Below are 17,356 nucleotides of genomic sequence, written 5' to 3' on the forward strand. Positions count from 1 at the left end.
TCATGCTTTCTGGAATGCTATTTGTTTTTTTACCACTCGTATTTGGCTACTTAATTCCACTTCATTCTCAGAAGCCTCTTCAACGAATTAATGCCGCAACAAGCCATTTAGTAACTATCATTCTTGCATTAATGGGACTCAGCCTTGCTGCTTTGGATAACCTCGCCCAAAATTTAAATCAAATAATAACCATTACTGCTGTTTTCTTTATTTCTATTAGTGCTTGTAATTTAGCCGTTCTTCCTATTATGGACAAACTCTTCCCGCTTAATTCTGAAGGAAATAAAAATACGCTGCCTCTTTTTAAGATGATTTTAGAGTCAGCAAAACTACTACTCGCGGTTGCTGCAGGCTTAGTTTTTGGTTTACTCAGCGGAATTGACCTTACTTGGGTTGAAAATGCAAGCGAGCTAATTTTATTAGTTCTTCTTTTTCTTATTGGCATCCAGTTACGAAATAGTGGGTTATCACTTCGCCAAATACTTCTAAATAAACACGGAATAATTATTGCAGCCGTGATTTTATCAACCTCACTCATTGGTGGACTAATTGCTGCTCTCTTTTTAGATATTCCACTGAATCATGGATTGGCTATGGCATCAGGATTTGGCTGGTACTCTCTGGCTGGGATCTTAATGGGGGACGCGCTTGGCCCCGTCTATGGTGGCGCTTCTTTTTTAAATGAACTAATGCGTGAATTAGTCGCTCTTTTATTAATCCCGACGCTTATTCATCGTTATCCCGTCACTTCTATTGGTTATGCAGGCGCAACAGCGATGGATTTTACACTGCCGGTTATTCAAAACTGTGGTGGTATTCGCTGTGTTCCTATCGCTATTGTTAGTGGCTTTATTTTAAGTCTGTTAGTTCCTTTTTTAATGCTCTTTTTTGTGTCCTTATAATAAGTTCGTAGGGAGGCATCACATTGTGAGTTGTTTCAATTGCATTTAGTTATCTGATGCCTACAATCACATTCAATAATAATGATTCATTCTAAGGATTTGTAATGAAACTAGCTGCCCTTCTTCTACCATTCGCTTTGTTAACAACGTCTGCTCAAGCAGCTAATACGGAATGCCTAAGCAATCAATACAGTCAATATGTTGATGCCTCTTTAACTTGGTATAAAGAATTAATTTCAATTACGGTCAAAAAAGATCCTAATTTAGAAAGTGTCGGTAATTGGTTTTTAGAAGGACGCCAACATCACTTTGAGTTAAATCGTGCTGCAGTAGATTTTTATCTAAAGAATGATGCATCTAAAGTCAAAACAAACCAGTCTATTGAGTCTTGGTTACAGCTAGATCAAAAAGAGATAAAAACACTCGCTTCAAATAATGACGAGTTAGGAAAAATAGCAAAAGTGACTTTTGATGATCGCCAAGCTCAACCTCACAAACAAAACTATGAATTACGCTCAGCGTTTGCAGATATCCTAAGCCACCCTAAAGAAATTGAGGCTCCACTAAACGCATACAACCAAAAAATGAGCGAAATTAGTGAAATAAACTGCAAATAAATTGGTATTTATTTCACCAACAACACTAATTTGATACTAATTACCTCTATCAAAAATCGATGTGGCGCATTTTAAACAAGACATTTACGTGATTTTGTTCTAAATTGTGCCCTTATTCGTAGGTAAAGAGATCGCCCACTTTGCTTTTCAATCATCAACAGAATAGAACAGATACCATGGTAACAGACAACAAAACAGCGGATGCCAACCTAGAGAGCATGTTGCGAATTTTTACTGTTCCGGAAGCTCCCGATTCGACGCTTGGAAAAATTGAACAAGAACTCTCTCAAAATCTGAATAAATTCTTAAGAGAACATATCGTCGCTGAAGAAAAACCACTGACAGAAATCGAAAAAGATTTTACTGATTCTTCAATGCCAGAGTCTCCGACCTATGTATCAGAGCACACTGAGCACCTATTAGATACGGTAGTCTCTCAGTCTGTTCATACCTCAGCACCAAGCTTTATTGGCCACATGACATCTGCATTGCCTTATTTTTTAATGCCGCTATCAAAGATCATGATTGCCTTAAACCAAAACTTGGTAAAAATTGAAACCTCTAAAGCTTTTACGCCGTTAGAGCGCCAAGTACTAGGTATGCTACATCGCCTAATTTATGGTCAAAAAGACAGCTTCTATAATCACTGGATGCACAGTGCAGACCATTCTCTTGGTGCTTTTTGTTCTGGCGGGACTATTGCCAACATCACCGCATTATGGGTAGCAAGAAATCGCTTATTACAACCTGATGGAGAGTTTGAAGGCATTGCAAAACAAGGCCTTTTTGCAGCTCTTACTCATTATAAATGTAATGGGCTTGCTATTTTTGTTTCCGAGCGTGGTCACTATTCCGTTAAAAAAGCCGCGGATGTATTAGGCATTGGTCAAGATGGTGTTATTGCAGTAAAAACTGACAACAATAATCGTATCTGTCTGGCTGACTTAAACAAAAAAATTGCCGCCGTCAAAGAAAAGAACATTAAACCATTAGCTATTATTGGCGTTGCTGGCACAACAGAAACCGGCACTATTGATCCATTACGCCAATTAGCACAAATAGCCCAACAAGAAGGATGTCACTTTCATGTTGATGCCGCTTGGGGTGGTGCTACATTAATGTCGAATACTTATCGACACTTACTTGATGGTATTGATTTAGCCGATTCAGTTACTATTGATGCACATAAACAGCTCTATGTCCCTATGGGGGCTGGAATGGTTATCTTCAAAGATCCTGAATTAATGTCATCTATCCAGCATCACGCTGAGTATATCCTCCGTAAAGGCTCTAAAGATCTAGGTCGTCACACACTGGAAGGTTCACGCAGTGGCATGGCAATGCTGCTCTACTCTTGCTTTAACGTAATTAGCCGTCCAGGCTATGAGCTACTGATTAATCAAAGCATTGAGAAAGCAAAATATTTTTCAGAATTGATCAAACAACAAGATGATTTTGAATTAATCTCTGAGCCTGAGCTATGCTTGCTGACTTACCGATACGTTCCTAGTAATGTAAAGGCCGCTTTGTTACTAGCAACTGCTGAGCAACGAGCAGAATTATATGAGCATCTCGATAACCTGACTAAATACATTCAAAAAACACAACGTGAAACGGGTAAATCTTTCGTTTCTCGTACTCGTTTAACACCTGATGCTTATCAGTCTCAACCTACGATTGTATTTAGAGTAGTATTAGCCAACCCGCTAACGACTAAAGAAATTTTACAGAATGTACTTATCGAACAAAGAGAGATCGCTAGTAGCAGTGAGATTTCACTACCGCAGCTTATAAAACTCACCAATTCAATCCTCAAATAATTCATATATTTTCTAAAGCAGGTTGTTTTATCACAAGAAACAATCTGCTTTTTTGTAATTATGTTCCTTCAAGTCTGAAATTTAATCACACAAATCCTAGAAAAATAACGATAATCTCGTATTTATAAAAAAAACACTTTCAATTTGGAAAGTATTTTTAGAGTTCTGTCATACTATTGTTATAAAAATACAATCAAGAAGGGCATTTGTTAGAGACAAGCAACACAAACGTATATACTTAGATTAACTCGAATATTTATAGCTTTAACCAGAGTAAATCATGATTACTCTGGCTAAGGCTATAGCAAACAAATGTAGAAGAGCGCATATGAATACCATTGAGAAGATACAAAACAATTTAGACAACTTCAGTAAGTCAGAGCGCAAAGTAGCTGAAGTTATCATGGCTTCACCACAAACAGCCATCCACTCTAGTATTGCTACCTTAGCTAAAATGGCAGATGTCAGTGAGCCTACTGTTAACCGCTTCTGTCGTCGACTAGATACAAAAGGCTTCCCTGACTTCAAACTTCATTTAGCACAAAGCTTGGCAAATGGTACACCTTATGTGAACCGTAATGTTGAAGAAAATGACGGTCCAGATGCCTATACTCATAAAATTTTCGAATCAACAATGGCTTGTTTAGATGTCGCTAAAAATAGCTTAGATCCTATGCAAGTAAATCGTGCCGTTGATCTATTAACTCAAGCAAAAAAGATTTCATTTTTTGGTCTTGGAGCGTCCGCTTCTGTTGCTCATGATGCAATGAATAAGTTCTTCCGCTTCAATATTCCAATCACTTGTTTTGATGACATTGTAATGCAACGAATGAGTTGTATTAACAGTACAGAAAACGATGTTGTTGTACTAATTTCTCATACTGGGCGCACAAAAAGCTTAGTTGAAGTAGCAGAACTTGCGAAATCAAACGGCGCAACAGTTATCGCAATTACAGCGAAAGACTCCCCCCTTGAAAAAATGGCGTCACTTGCGATTTGTTTAGATGTTCCAGAAGATACTGATGTTTATATGCCAATGGCAAGTCGTGTCGTACAAATGACAGTGATTGATGTATTAGCTACGGGCTTTACATTACGTCGTGGGGCTGGCTTTAGAGATAATTTGAAACGTGTTAAAGATGCACTTAAAGACTCTCGCTACGAAAAAGATAATTCACACTGATTTCTTTTTAGTATCCTACTGTACCTTAAGAACTGGCCAATTTGCTGGTTCTTTTTTTATAAAGCTTATTGATTTCATTCATTTTCCTTCCTTATAATCAAACAGACTAACCGATAGGTTTTAACTATTAATCAAAGAGGCAAAACCATCTTTACTTTGTTTACATCAACAGGCATAGTGTACCTATTGATTGCGAGTAATACGCATCCCTTACTATTTGGAGTAAAGCTATGTTTGTTGTAATTTTTGGTCGTCCTGGTTGTCCATTCTGTGTTCGTGCAAAAGAGCATGCTGAGACACTAAAAGAAAAACGTGAAGATTTTAACTACCGCTATGTAGATATTCATGCAGAAGGGATTTCAAAAGCAGATTTAGAAAAAACAGTAGGTAAGCCTGTTGATACTGTTCCTCAAATTTTCATCGACCAAGACCATATTGGTGGCTGTACAGAATTTGAAGCGTATGCAAAAGAAAACCTAGGCCTTTTTGATTAATCTATAGCCTATACCAATGTATTTTAAATCACCGCTCTTTAGCGGTGATTTTTTTTCATTTTATTTATAAATATGGTTATACATTCGCCATTTTTAAGTTAGACTTGCATCACATTTTCTTCTTCCATATTTCAGGCAAAATACAGTGAACATTGATGTTGCGACCTTGTTATCGCAAAACGATATATTACTTTTATTCGTTGTTCTCGCTCTTGGCTTATTTATCGCTAAAGTTAAAATCGGTAGCTTTCAATTAGGCAGCTCTATTGGTGTTCTTATCACCGCCCTATTTATGGGAAGTCTCGGCTATACCTTTACTGCTGATTCACTCAATATTGGTTTCATGCTGTTTATTTTTTGTGTTGGCATTGAAGCTGGTCCAAACTTCTTTGGTATATTCCTTCGTGACGGTAAGCATTATTTATTGCTTGTATTAGTTGTCTTAATCTCTGCAATTTCTCTTAGTTTCTTAATCGATCATTACTTAAAATTAGACTACGGTCTTTCTACTGGAATGATGGCAGGCGCTCTGACTGCAACGCCAGTGTTAGTGGGTGCAAAAGATGCCTTAAATTCAGGTTTAGCCGTTTTGCCTGAAGGTGTCGATTTCAGTAAAGTAATTGATAACCTCAGTGTCGGTTATGCTTTCTCTTATCTTATTGGTTTAACAAGCTTAATTTTATTAGCTCGATTACTTCCACAGTTACAAAAACAAAACCTACAAGACAGTGCAATGCAAATTGCTCAGGAACGTGGTATAGGCAGCGCAGGTCAACGAAAAGTCTATTTACCAATCATTCGAGCTTATCGTGTTGGGCAAGAACTAATCGATTGGACTGATGGAAAAAATCTCCGCGAGCTCGGTATTCACCGTCAAACTGGTTGTCACATTGAGCGTATTCGTCGCAATGGTATTCTTGCTAACCCAGATGGCGACTATATCCTTCAACAAAGTGATGAAATTGCTTTAGTAGGTTACCCAGATAGTCATGCTCGTTTGGATCCAAGCTTTAGAAACGGTAAAGAAGTATTTGACCGCAACCTATTAGATCTACGTATCGCGGAAGAAGAAATTGTTGTAAAAAATGACAATATTGCAGGTAAACGTCTTTCGGAATTAAACCTTTCAGAATACGGCTGCTTCTTAAACCGTGTTGTTCGTGCTCAAATTGAAATGCCAATTGAACATGATATCGTGTTAGCTAAAGGGGACATTCTTCAAGTCAGCGGTGAAAAAAGCAAAGTTCATCATATTGCCGATAAGATTGGTTTCATCTCTATACACAGCCAGGTTTCAGATTTATTAGCTTTCTGTAGTTTCTTTATTCTTGGCATTATGTTCGGCATGATCACCATGAGCTTTGGGCAAGTTACTTTTGGTTTAGGTAATGCAGTTGGCTTATTGATATCTGGTATCACCTTAGGCTTTTTAAGAGCAAATCACCCTACTTTTGGTTATGTACCTCAAGGAGCTCTTAATATGACCAAAAACCTTGGTTTACTGGTTTTCATGGTTGGTATTGGTCTTAGCGCTGGTGGTAACATTGTTGAATACTTCTCTGAAGATGGTTTAAAAGTATTAGCGGCTGCTCTCATTGTCAGTGTCGTTCCTGTAATACTTGCCTATCTTGTTGGTGCTTATATTTTAAATATGAACCGCGCATTGCTGATAGGTGCCATCATTGGTGCTCGTACGTGTGGCCCAGCAATGGATGTTGTAAATGAACACGCACGCAGTACAATCCCTGCGCTTGGTTATGCTGGTACTTATGCCATCGCTAATATCTTGATGACCGTTGCTGGTACTATAATGATCTTACTGGCTTAACTAATTTATACTGATGCCATTAATGAAATTGGTATAATAATCCATAGCCAATAAAAAACCCCAGAATGATAATTCACTCTGGGGCTTTATTTTATCTGTAATTAATTACCTCAAGGGCATTAATTAGATATCAGCAACATCAAACTCAACCATTGGGTTTACGTCTGCGTCGTAATCAACACCATCAACGCCAAAACCAAATAGTTTTAAGAACTCTTCTTTATACTCAACATAATCTGTTAAGTCTTTTAGGTTCTCAGTTGTTACTTGAGGCCATAACTCACGGCAATGTTTTTGGATATCTTCACGTAATTCCCAATCATCTAAACGTAGACGGTTTTGGTCATCAACTTCAGGAGCTGAACCATCTTCTTTATATAAACGTTGGCTAAACATACGTAGGATTTGCTCTTGGCAACCTTCATGTACGCCTTCTTCACGCATTTTCTTAAATACCATTGCGATATAAAGAGGCATAACAGGGATAGCTGAACTTGCTTGAGTTACAACTGATTTAAGAACAGCAACATTTGCAGTGCCACCTGTCGCAGACAGTTTCTCGTTTAGCGCTGTCGCTGCGCGATCTAAATCCATCTTCGCTTTACCTAGCGCGCCATCCCAGTAGATAGGCCATGTAAGCTCAGTACCGATGTAGCTATAAGCAACAGTTTTACAACCATCAGCCAGAACGCCTGCATCAGATAATGCATTCATCCATAATTCCCAATCTTCACCGCCCATTACCGTTACAGTATCTTGGATTTCTTGCTCTGTTGCTGGCTCAACCGATGCTTCAATAATCGCATCTTTATTTGTATCAACAGCAGTTGCAGTATACGTTTCACAAATTGGTTTTAGTGAAGAACGAATAACTTCGCCCGTTTCAGGCATTTTACGTACTGGAGAAGCCAGAGAGTAAACCACCATATCAATCTGACCTAAGTCTTCTTTGATTAAGTCGATCGTTTTCTGTTTTGCTTCATTAGAGAAAGCATCGCCATTCAAACTTTTTGAGTAAAGGCCTTCTTCTTTAGCAAGCTTGTCAAAAGCAGCCGAATTATACCAACCTGCAGTACCTGGTTTTTTCTCTGTCGCCGCTTTCTCAAAGAAAACACCGATAGTTGATGCACCGCCACCAAACGCAGCAGTAATGCGAGAAGAAAGACCATAGCCACTTGAAGAACCCACAACTAATACACGCTTTGGTGCATTAACAATTGGGCCTTGCGCTTTAGTTAGGGCGATTTGCTCTTTCACGTTGTTCTCACAACCAACTGGGTGAGTGGTTGTACAAATGAATCCACGAATTCTAGGTTTGATGATCATGTTCAACTTTCCTTTTAATAATTACCTCTAGGATAAAAGGTTCTTATCCAGTTCGCATCCCATTTATGACAATTTTTGTCAAAATAGTGAGTGGTTGGAGGTGTCAGAATATATTTTAATAAAAAATAGCATTATCTTCGTATTTTTTTGAACTATCTAAATAAAGTGAAGTCTGATGTTATGTTCATAATTCCACTGCTTTTTCTTGATTGATTCAAGTAACCCGTTATCCCGCTTTTAGCGCTTATAGATAACGGGTTTTTCTTTTTTAGTCATTATAAAAAAGAAACATAAAAAAGTTGAACTAACTTAAATATCGTAAGTCTGAATAAGTACCCGTTGATAATTAATGATTGAAATTTAGCAGGCCGCCAAATTTTTTTTATTATCAACTGCATAGCTTTTTCATAATTCCTATATTCCTTTTGCCCATTCATTTGTTTGGGCTTTTTTTTGTCTAGCGTTTAGCCGCACAATATTAACTTAGACAAAAAAATACCCCGCCTAAGCGAGGTACCTATTTTAACTTAACGATTCATTATGCTTTTTTAGGTAGGCTAATGTGCAATAGAACATAACCAACCACTGCTGCTAGAGTAGACCCCATCAAGATGCCCAGTCGAGCGAGCTTATCAAACTCAGGATTCACACCACCAAACGCCAGTGATGAGATAAAGATCGACATTGTAAAACCAATACCACAAAGAACTGAAACCGCGAAGATATGCTTCATGTTTACGCCTTTAGGTAGCTTAGCAACCCCTGATTTCACAGCAACATAACTAAAGCTAAAGATACCTAATGGTTTACCAAGGAACAGACCTAACGCAACACCTAATGGTAACGTTGTTGTTAAACTGTCTAATGATACGCCTTCTAATGAAATACCCGCATTAGCAAATGCAAACAACGGTAAAATAGCAAATGCAACATATGGATGTAATGCATGTTCCATGTGTTTCAATGGAGAACATTCGCCTTTGTTACCTTTGAGTGGAATAGCAAAACCAAGAACAACACCAGCTAAGGTAGCGTGAACACCAGATTGAAGTACACTTACCCACAAGATAAAGCCAACCAATAAATACCAACGGATCTTCGATACGTGCTTCGCGTTTAGTAAGAATAGAATCCCTGTCATAATAAAGCCAATCACAAGCGCTAAGATAGATAGATCACTCGTATAGAAGAAGGCAATAATTACCACAACACCAAGGTCATCAATAATTGCTAGAGCAAGTAAGAATACTTTTAAGCTCACAGGAACACGATTACCAAGTAATGCCATAATACCTAAAGCAAACGCAATGTCCGTTGCTGCAGGAATAGCCCAACCAGAAAGCGCTTCTGGATCACTCATATTAAATACGACATAAACCAGTGCTGGTGCAAGCATACCGCCCACTGCAGCAATTGCAGGGAAGATAGCCGTTTCTTTAGATTTTAAAGCACCTTCAAGTAGCTCTCTTTTTACTTCTAAACCAATAAGGAAGAAGAAGATAGCCATCAAACCATCATTAATCCAATGCGAAACAGACATACCACCAATATAGGTATGTAAAAAAGTATCGTACATTGGAGCAAAAGAAGAGTTTGCAATCATCATTGCGATCGCCGCTGCAATCACTAATAGAATCCCACCGGCGGATTCTAGTTTAAAAAAATTCTTAATAACATCACTCATAAGATGTCCTTCACTTATAATTATAGTTTACGGAAAAACGAAAAAGAAAGTCTACCCGTTGTTTAAGATCAAGAATAATCGCTTGTTCAGAGTGAATAGTTCGGAAATACCGAAGTATTCACCACTATACTCTTATTTATTCGCATCGATAATACCGTCCTTGTATCAATACCCTGTTAATTGCATAAACCCCGTAGCTTCATTAGAACCAGTCGTAGTTATCGGCCCTTGCCAATAAGGAATATGCGTATCGAGCCACTGCTCGTTTCTTACTACTTGTGTTGTTAAATTAATATTATATTTTGGAACATTGATTATCCATTCTAATGGCAATTTGCGCCCATTACTTAACTCCCGAGCAGGTAACGTTTGTAGTGTAAAATCAGAATCATCTAACGCTACAGAATTACCATTTTTATATAATAAAGCACCATATTTATATGGCATTTGACCCGTATGTCTATACTGCGTAACTAATAACTTACGATTCTGGTCTAAATTAATAATAAACCAATCCCATCCTTGCTGGTACTCGTCTAAAAATCCGCTTGCCCATTCATGCTCTAAGATCGCCCTGCCAGAAATCGTATAGACCTCATTACCTAACATAATATTTCCACGCACAGTAAGAAAGGGAACAATGTATTCATAAGAAGCAATTGGAAGCAAATCGTGCTTTTTAGAGTAACCTTTTTCACCTAATGGAATGGGATCACTGTTTGAATTAATCGATAATTTTAATGAAAAATCATTTGATACAGCCGACAGTAAACCAGGAAAAGGACTCTTCCCTAAACTTCGCCATTGCCAATCATCAATCCACACTCGATATGGGCGCTTGTTAATACCCGCTTGCCCAATACCACCTCTAGCCAAGCGTTCACCCACCCACTTTTTATTCTTGGTTGTAATCACAACTTTAGCGATATATAAACGAGGGTCTAGCCACCCTTTCGTTTCTCTATCATCGCTTGAAACTCTAAACATCGTCCATTGAATACCAACACTGTCACCACGTTGATTAATGGCATTAACCGTCATTGCCCATTTTTCATGCTGAAAGCCTGCGTGCTCATAATAATCTTTTGGAAAGCTTAACCCTGAATTAGGGAGAACAGGATTAAAATAGAAATTATTCGACTGCGCAAAAATTGAGTTAATCTCATTATTCCCTTCCGTATCGACACCTTTCCAATTCACATAATAGGCAATCGCAGAGCCTAAAATAAGAACGACAATAAAAAGCGATATCCTTATACTACTTTTATTCATATGATTTGGCTGCATTATAAGGATTCCCTTAATGAAACAATAGCTTGCCGTTTCGTCACTCTCCAGATCGTAGCCGCACCAGCTAATGTTAGAGCGAGCAATGTCCAAGAAAATGTCGTGAGGTATTCTAGCGGAAAATAATTAATTTCCATCGTCCAACCAAACGCATATTTCATTACGATATCAATTAATAATTGAGAAAGCACAATTCCCAATGGCAAAGCAATTAACATGGTAAACAGTCCAATCATTAATAATTGTAAACCGCCTAATAATACTAATTCTTTCCCTGATAAGCCTAAACATCTTAATAATGCAGTTTGCCTTTGTCGTGATACCTCACCAACTAAAGTGGCAAAAAACAACCCAAATACAGCGATAACGAGAGTTAAATTACCCAAGGTGCCAGTCACAATAAAGGTACGGTCAAACACTCTCATCGCTTGAGTTTGAATATTATTATTATCACTGACTTGCTCAATCGGTAGTCTGTATTTTTTCAAAATCCGGCCGATCAACTCCGTCCGTTTTTCCTTATCAGTTAAAACAACCCCTATTCCTGTCTTACCTTGCCCACCAAAAACTTTTAGCCAAGCATGGTGAGAAAGTAATAATTGGTTATAAGGGTTACCGTAATCATAATACACACCGGAAATCTTCCAATTATCCCCCATAGGCGTAGGTAAATCTAAATGATCCCCCGGCTTTAAATTCCATTTCAGCGCCATCGACTCGCTGATCAACACGCTTCGCTCATGATGAAGTGAATACCAAAATTCAGGGATAGCCACCTTCATTGTCAACGCACTTTTTTCACCTAAGGTTGATCCTGTACTTAAAATTTCTAATTTCCCATACTCTGTCTGATAATCAATGGTCCATTGCCTCCAAACCGATTCAACTTCAGGTTGTTTCTCTAACCAATAACTGATCCTACTCGCAGAAGCTTTACTTGGTTGAATATAAACATCAGCAGCAAGACGCTGATCTAACCAGTTATTCGTCGTTGCTCTAAAACTTCCGACCATGGTTTCCACGCCAATATTAGAAGCCAGAGCCAACATAAAGGCCATAGCTGCAACACCACGATAACTTAAACTTGCCGCAGAATCTGAGAAAAACCAACGAGCTTTTGCTGATGGCAATCGATAAGACAACCAATCAAAAAGCTTCCAAAGTATAAAAGGCGTTAACAAGCCCACACTGATCATTAAGAAACCAATTAACATAAATCCATTTTCATGGCTATGAGGTAATAAATTCATTAAATAAGCAGCAATACAAAAGACACAAGCCACAATAGCTTGAACTTGAAACTCTTTACCTGCAAAACGTGCTAAAGATAGACGTGCAGTTAAACGGATTGGTTCTGTACTGAGTAAGCGATAAAGCGGCCAACCACAGGCTAAAACACAGCCTAAAACTGCCATCCATAGACTTTGGTAACTCCAACTCCAACTCCACGTGACCAATAAATCCACATCAGCGTTATATAAAGAGTACAAACTGTTTGATACCGCAGGGATTAATTGATTCGCGAGTAATAATCCAAAAAAGTTACCGCTTATCCAGCCAATGATCGCCCATAAACCAACTTCAAAGCTCATCGCTACAATGAGTTCTTTTGTCGAAACACCGATTTGTCTAAGCGTACCAACCAATGGCTGTCTTTGAACAAAAGAAAGCGACATTGCTTGATAAAAGATAAATAAACCAACCACAAAAGAGAGCATTCCCATCGCTAATAGATTGGTATGAAACGCTTTAGTTAATGCTGTTAATCCTGATTCTTTATGTGTTTCTAGTTGCAACCCTCTAGGTAACATTCTCTCTAAACGGTCAGTCTGACTTTCAGACATTTCACCACAAAGAATGATATCAAACCCCGATTTGTGCCCTAGCATTTTAGTTAACGCAATATCAGAGAACATTCGAGAGCCAGATAAACGTTGAGCCTTATCAATAATAACAGGGCCAACCTTAGATTTATTTTGCAGCGTAATAGAGTCGCCATCGTCCAAGCCAAAATAAGAAGCAAGAGGTTGACTCACTAAAATAGGAAACGGAGGATGCATGAGTGCAAGCATATCGACCGTACTAGCAAGATTATTCGTCGATATTTGCATTAAAGCGACAGGATCGATACCAATTAACGAGATATCAATATCATCATCAGTCTCCAAATGTAAGGTTTGGATAGGCATACAAGAGGTATAACCGGCACGACGTAAATTAATATAAAACGCTTGAGGAATAGAGATATTTTCTTGAATAGCGCGAATACGATTAGGAAAAGGATTCGAAAATAATTTTTCGCCCGCACTGTAACTATTTTTAGCGTGATGGTTTATCGCAAGAACACCAACAAGCAGTGCCACACCAAGTGTTAAGCCAAGCCATACTAAAAATATTTGTAGCGGATGTCGACGGTAGTGTCCAAGAAGTGCTTTAGCTACCGGAAATAACATTTAACTGTCCTCCTTGAAGCCTCACGAGTCCATCCATATGATTGGCTACTTTTTCACTATGCGTAACCAACAATAACGTACAATGAAGATCACGAGATAATCGAGTTAACAGTCGCATTACCGCTTCAGCATTTTTTTCATCCAAGCTGCCTGTAGGCTCATCAGCCAACAATAATTTTGGTTCCATATACAAGGCGCGAGCAATTGCAGCTCGTTGCTGCTGGCCACCAGAAATTTCTTCAGGGTAACGACCCAATAAAGGCATAAGATCCAATGCTGAAATAATTTGACGCCATAATGCATCATCATCCCTCAACCCTTTGAGTTGACGGCAAAAACGAATATTATCAGCAACGGTTAACGTAGGGAGTAAATTAAACTGTTGAAAAACAAGTCCAATATTATTTCGACGATAGGACGTTCGAGAACTTTGCTTTGGCGAGTGCATAGAAAATCCAGCAAGATCGATCTCGCCGCTGTCTACACTGTCTAAGCCAGCAATAAGGTTTAAAAGAGTACTTTTGCCCGAGCCACTTTCGCCCATTAATGCAATTTGAGCACCCTGCTCAATTGTTAATTCTGCCCCTTGAAGTATTGGATGAAACTCTCCGCCATCCAAATACCCTTTATTCAGGTTTGTCAGTGTTAACATGAACCCTCTCAAAAGATGTTTTGTGATATCGGTAACAGAATTTACACTATAACCCCTCTTTCAGAAAGCTTTTTATGCCCTTAAAACCCCCTGCTTACCGATACCAACCAAAAAAACATCTTTTGTTACGCATCTACCAGATTTTTAATCCATTTTTTAGATTTCATTCGATAAATTGAACCAAACCATTTCACTACTTCTTCCACCACAAACAGTGCATAAACGTACTCAGGAGGAAATCCTAAAAGTAATGCACCAATCGCAGCAATAGGTATCCCTATAAACCATTGCGAGACAATATCCTGATATAAGCAATATTTAACATCACCACCAGCACGTAATACGCCAACAATAGCCGTAAGAGGTACACTGCGGATCACAATAATAATCGCCAAAATAGCCATAAATTTCTCAGCAATTGCACGAGTATCTTCAGTTAACGCTGGGAACATATCTAAGATTTGATGCTGGAAAATCATAACAAACAAAGCAATAACCATGCTGGTCGCCACGCTTAATGCAAGTACTCCCCAGCTTTGGTAATAAACCGCTTCATATTTTTTTGCACCCAACTGATTACCGATCAATACCGATGCCGCACCCGCTGCGCCAATAAGAAAACTAAGAGCAATAGATTCTATCGGTGAAATAACAGATAAGGCAGCTAATCCTTGTACGCCCGATTGCCCCATAATGGCATGGTAAGTAAAGATACCCGCAGCCCATACTAAAAAGTTAAATGTTGTTGGCAAAGAAAGGGAAAGAAACTTAGAAATTTTAGGCCAATTCAACACCGCTTTTACTTCTTCTAAACCAAAGCTTAATAAATGCGAGCGACTATAGAGATAGCCATAAAGGAACACAATTTCAATAACACCACTGATCAACGTCGCTAATGCCGCCCCTTTAATCCCCATAGCTGGCGCGCCTAAGTTACCAAAGATTAAGACCCAGTTAAAAAAGATGTTTGCAACAATACCAATGCCACTAAAAAACGTGCTGACCCCAGGCTGATGAATAGAACGCAGGCCAACTGCCATGCTACTGCCACAAGACACAACATACATGGTTAACGCGGTGATAAATAAATAATCAGCACCTAAATCGATAACTTCTTGAGAGTCTGTCGCCAGTGACATAATTTGATGAGGGATAAGTAAAAACAACACAACAGGGACTGTTGCCATTGCCATGCTTACCATCCAAGTCAATGCAGTACTTTGACGAACCCCTTCTTTATTTTGAGCTCCCCAATATTGAGCCGTTAATAGAGCACCACCAGTCGTTACCCCTACCAACATGATAGTCGTAACAAACGTCGCTCGGCTGGCAACACCAACCGCCGCAATCTCAGCTTCACCTAATTGACCAAGCATGAGAACATCAACTAATCCTCTGCTTGAAAACATAATATTTTGTAGAGCAATCGGGATTGCGATCATAATTAATCGCTTAAGAAAGTCACCCCGAGTATGGCCAATGACATTAGCAAGAAAAACAGACATGAAGAACCTCAAATAAACAACAAATTAACCATTTGCACTACACAAGATCCATTAGGTATATGCCTACAAATTGTACTAGAATCAAAACGTAATTAATATTTATATTCACAAGGTAAAGGAGCAATCTTGAATAAAAAAAGCACAATCCTAATCGTTGGTGCCTCTGGGTATGTAGGCCCACAATTAATCCCACAATTATTACAACAAGGGCATAACGTTATTGCATGCGCTCGTAATATTGATTACCTACTTGATAGGGTTGTTGACCATCCAAATTTGCACTGTAATTACCTTGATTTAGAAGATGCCAGTACTATTCTTCCTATGATGGAAAACTGTGATATTGCCTATTTCTTAGTTCACGGAATGTCCCACGGTCATGATTTTATTGACTATGAAGTCTCTCTTGCTGAGAATTTCAAAACTGCCGCAAAACAATCATCTCTAACTAAAATCATTTATTTAAGCGCATTACAGCCAGAAGGCTATCAATCACAACATTTGCTTGCACGTAAAAAAACAGGAGAATTACTGCGTTCAACAGGTATACCAACGATTGAAATCAACTCAGGAATAATCATAGGTACAGGCTCTGCCGCTTTTGAGATCATGACCGATTTTGTTAATCATTTTCCATTATTAATCTGCCCTATTTGGATTAACTCACAAGCCAACCCTATTGCGATAGAAAACCTTAACTATTATTTACTTCAATGTATTGATTACCCACTGACTGAATCAATGACCTTTGAAGTTGGCGGCCCTGAAACGGTTAGCTATCAATCTTTATTTCAACTCATTGCCCAACGTAACCACCGTTCAATTAAAATCATTCCAACCCGTTTGATTAGCCCTAGTTTTGCGGGCTTATGGCTTGGTGTTGTCACCTCTGTTCCTTCCGATTTAGGAAGAGCATTATTGGCCGGTATCGATCATGATCTTATCGCCAACAATACCGACATCCAACGCGAATTCCCTCAACCATTACTCTCGTTATCTGATGCCATAAATAGAGCGCAAGAAACCAATGATGAAACCATCAAGAGTGAAATATGGGGCTTTGACCCAAGTGCTTTAAAACGCTGGAAATCCGACTATGGTTTTTACCCAAAACAAGCAGGCGCAAGCTTTACTACCACAGCATCAGCCGAGCAACTTTGGACGGTCATTGAACGTTTAGGAAGTAAAGAAGGGTATTTCTTTGCCAATGCATTATGGCGCACCAGAGAGTGGTTAGATCCTTTACTCGGTGGTTCATTTCCAATCAGAAGACGACCAGAGTCAGGAAAGGTAAAACTCGGTGACTACATTGATTCATGGAAAGTGATCCGTTGTGAAGAAAATAAATTCTTATCACTTCTCTTTGGTATGACCGCTCCGGGGCTAGGACGACTAGAGTTTTCAATTAAAGACATTGATGAACACCATAGACAGCTAGATGTTAGTGCTTGGTGGCATCCAAAAGGATTCTGGGGATTGATGTATTGGTTTGCTATGTTTCCTGCACACCTATTTATTTTTAAAGGCATGGTTAAAGCCATTTGTAAAAAAGCAGAAGCTGAAAAATAAATGTAATTAAGGGACGCTAACTATCAAACATAAAAA

13 protein-coding genes are annotated in these 17,356 nt (G+C 38.7%); 7 read left to right on the forward strand and 6 right to left on the reverse strand.

The genetic code is table 11. The features are described from left to right. The first annotated feature begins 2 nt into the window (after positions 1–2). The 6 genes from AC2IP4_RS09050 (at position 3) to AC2IP4_RS09075 (ending at position 6,844) form a co-directional block, all read left to right on the forward strand. A complete protein-coding gene (locus AC2IP4_RS09050; protein WP_375322093.1) occupies positions 3–902 on the forward strand; it encodes a LysO family transporter in 900 nt (299 codons plus the stop codon). Between the two features lie 104 nt (positions 903–1,006). Beyond that, on the forward strand, positions 1,007–1,519 hold the full coding sequence (locus tag AC2IP4_RS09055) for a hypothetical protein (RefSeq protein ID WP_105054353.1): 513 nt from the start codon (positions 1,007–1,009) through the stop codon (positions 1,517–1,519). A gap of 176 nt (positions 1,520–1,695) precedes the next feature. Next, positions 1,696–3,339, forward strand: coding sequence for a pyridoxal-dependent aspartate 1-decarboxylase PanP (gene panP, locus AC2IP4_RS09060; protein ID WP_105054352.1), 1,644 nt, complete (start codon positions 1,696–1,698; stop codon positions 3,337–3,339). Positions 3,340–3,667: 328 nt separating this feature from the next. Beyond that, positions 3,668–4,522 carry a MurR/RpiR family transcriptional regulator gene (locus AC2IP4_RS09065; protein WP_105054351.1) on the forward strand — a complete coding sequence of 285 codons (855 nt, stop codon included), beginning with the start codon at positions 3,668–3,670 and terminating at the stop codon, positions 4,520–4,522. A gap of 230 nt (positions 4,523–4,752) precedes the next feature. Continuing rightward, the gene (locus tag AC2IP4_RS09070) at positions 4,753–5,016 is read left to right on the forward strand and encodes a GrxA family glutaredoxin (protein ID WP_060990515.1); all 264 of its coding nucleotides are present in this window, start codon (positions 4,753–4,755) and stop codon (positions 5,014–5,016) included. Between the two features lie 145 nt (positions 5,017–5,161). Beyond that, a complete protein-coding gene (locus tag AC2IP4_RS09075; protein ID WP_375322092.1) occupies positions 5,162–6,844 on the forward strand; it encodes an aspartate:alanine antiporter in 1,683 nt (560 codons plus the stop codon). A 123-nt stretch (positions 6,845–6,967) separates the two neighbouring features. Here the strand turns inward: AC2IP4_RS09075 and fabV are convergent, their stop codons facing one another. The 6 genes from fabV to AC2IP4_RS09105 all read right to left on the reverse strand — a co-directional run bounded on the left by fabV (position 6,968) and on the right by AC2IP4_RS09105 (position 15,751). Further along, positions 6,968–8,170: an enoyl-ACP reductase FabV gene (gene fabV, locus AC2IP4_RS09080; RefSeq protein ID WP_375322091.1), complete on the reverse strand. Its 1,203-nt coding sequence runs from the start codon at positions 8,168–8,170 to the stop codon at positions 6,968–6,970. A 538-nt stretch (positions 8,171–8,708) separates the two neighbouring features. Continuing rightward, on the reverse strand, positions 8,709–9,854 hold the full coding sequence (gene nhaA, locus AC2IP4_RS09085; protein WP_375322089.1) for a Na+/H+ antiporter NhaA: 1,146 nt from the start codon (positions 9,852–9,854) through the stop codon (positions 8,709–8,711). A gap of 165 nt (positions 9,855–10,019) precedes the next feature. Next, on the reverse strand, positions 10,020–11,141 hold the full coding sequence (locus AC2IP4_RS09090) for a lipocalin-like domain-containing protein (RefSeq protein ID WP_105054346.1): 1,122 nt from the start codon (positions 11,139–11,141) through the stop codon (positions 10,020–10,022). Further along, complete coding sequence (locus AC2IP4_RS09095) at positions 11,141–13,594, reverse strand: ABC transporter permease (RefSeq protein ID WP_375322088.1); 2,454 nt, start codon at positions 13,592–13,594, stop codon at positions 11,141–11,143. The genes AC2IP4_RS09090 and AC2IP4_RS09095 overlap by 1 nt, the downstream gene beginning before the upstream one ends. Next, a complete protein-coding gene (locus tag AC2IP4_RS09100; RefSeq protein WP_105054344.1) occupies positions 13,575–14,246 on the reverse strand; it encodes an ABC transporter ATP-binding protein in 672 nt (223 codons plus the stop codon). The genes AC2IP4_RS09095 and AC2IP4_RS09100 overlap by 20 nt, the downstream gene beginning before the upstream one ends. 125 nt (positions 14,247–14,371) lie before the next feature. Further along, positions 14,372–15,751, reverse strand: coding sequence for an MATE family efflux transporter (locus AC2IP4_RS09105; RefSeq protein ID WP_486310197.1), 1,380 nt, complete (start codon positions 15,749–15,751; stop codon positions 14,372–14,374). Between the two features lie 126 nt (positions 15,752–15,877). Between AC2IP4_RS09105 and AC2IP4_RS09110 the strand changes: the two genes are divergently transcribed. Further along, positions 15,878–17,320, forward strand: a complete 1,443-nt coding sequence (locus AC2IP4_RS09110) for a DUF2867 domain-containing protein (protein ID WP_486310198.1) — start codon at positions 15,878–15,880, stop codon at positions 17,318–17,320. Positions 17,321–17,356: the final 36 nt, after the last annotated feature.

The organism is Aliivibrio thorii (assembly GCF_057368585.1).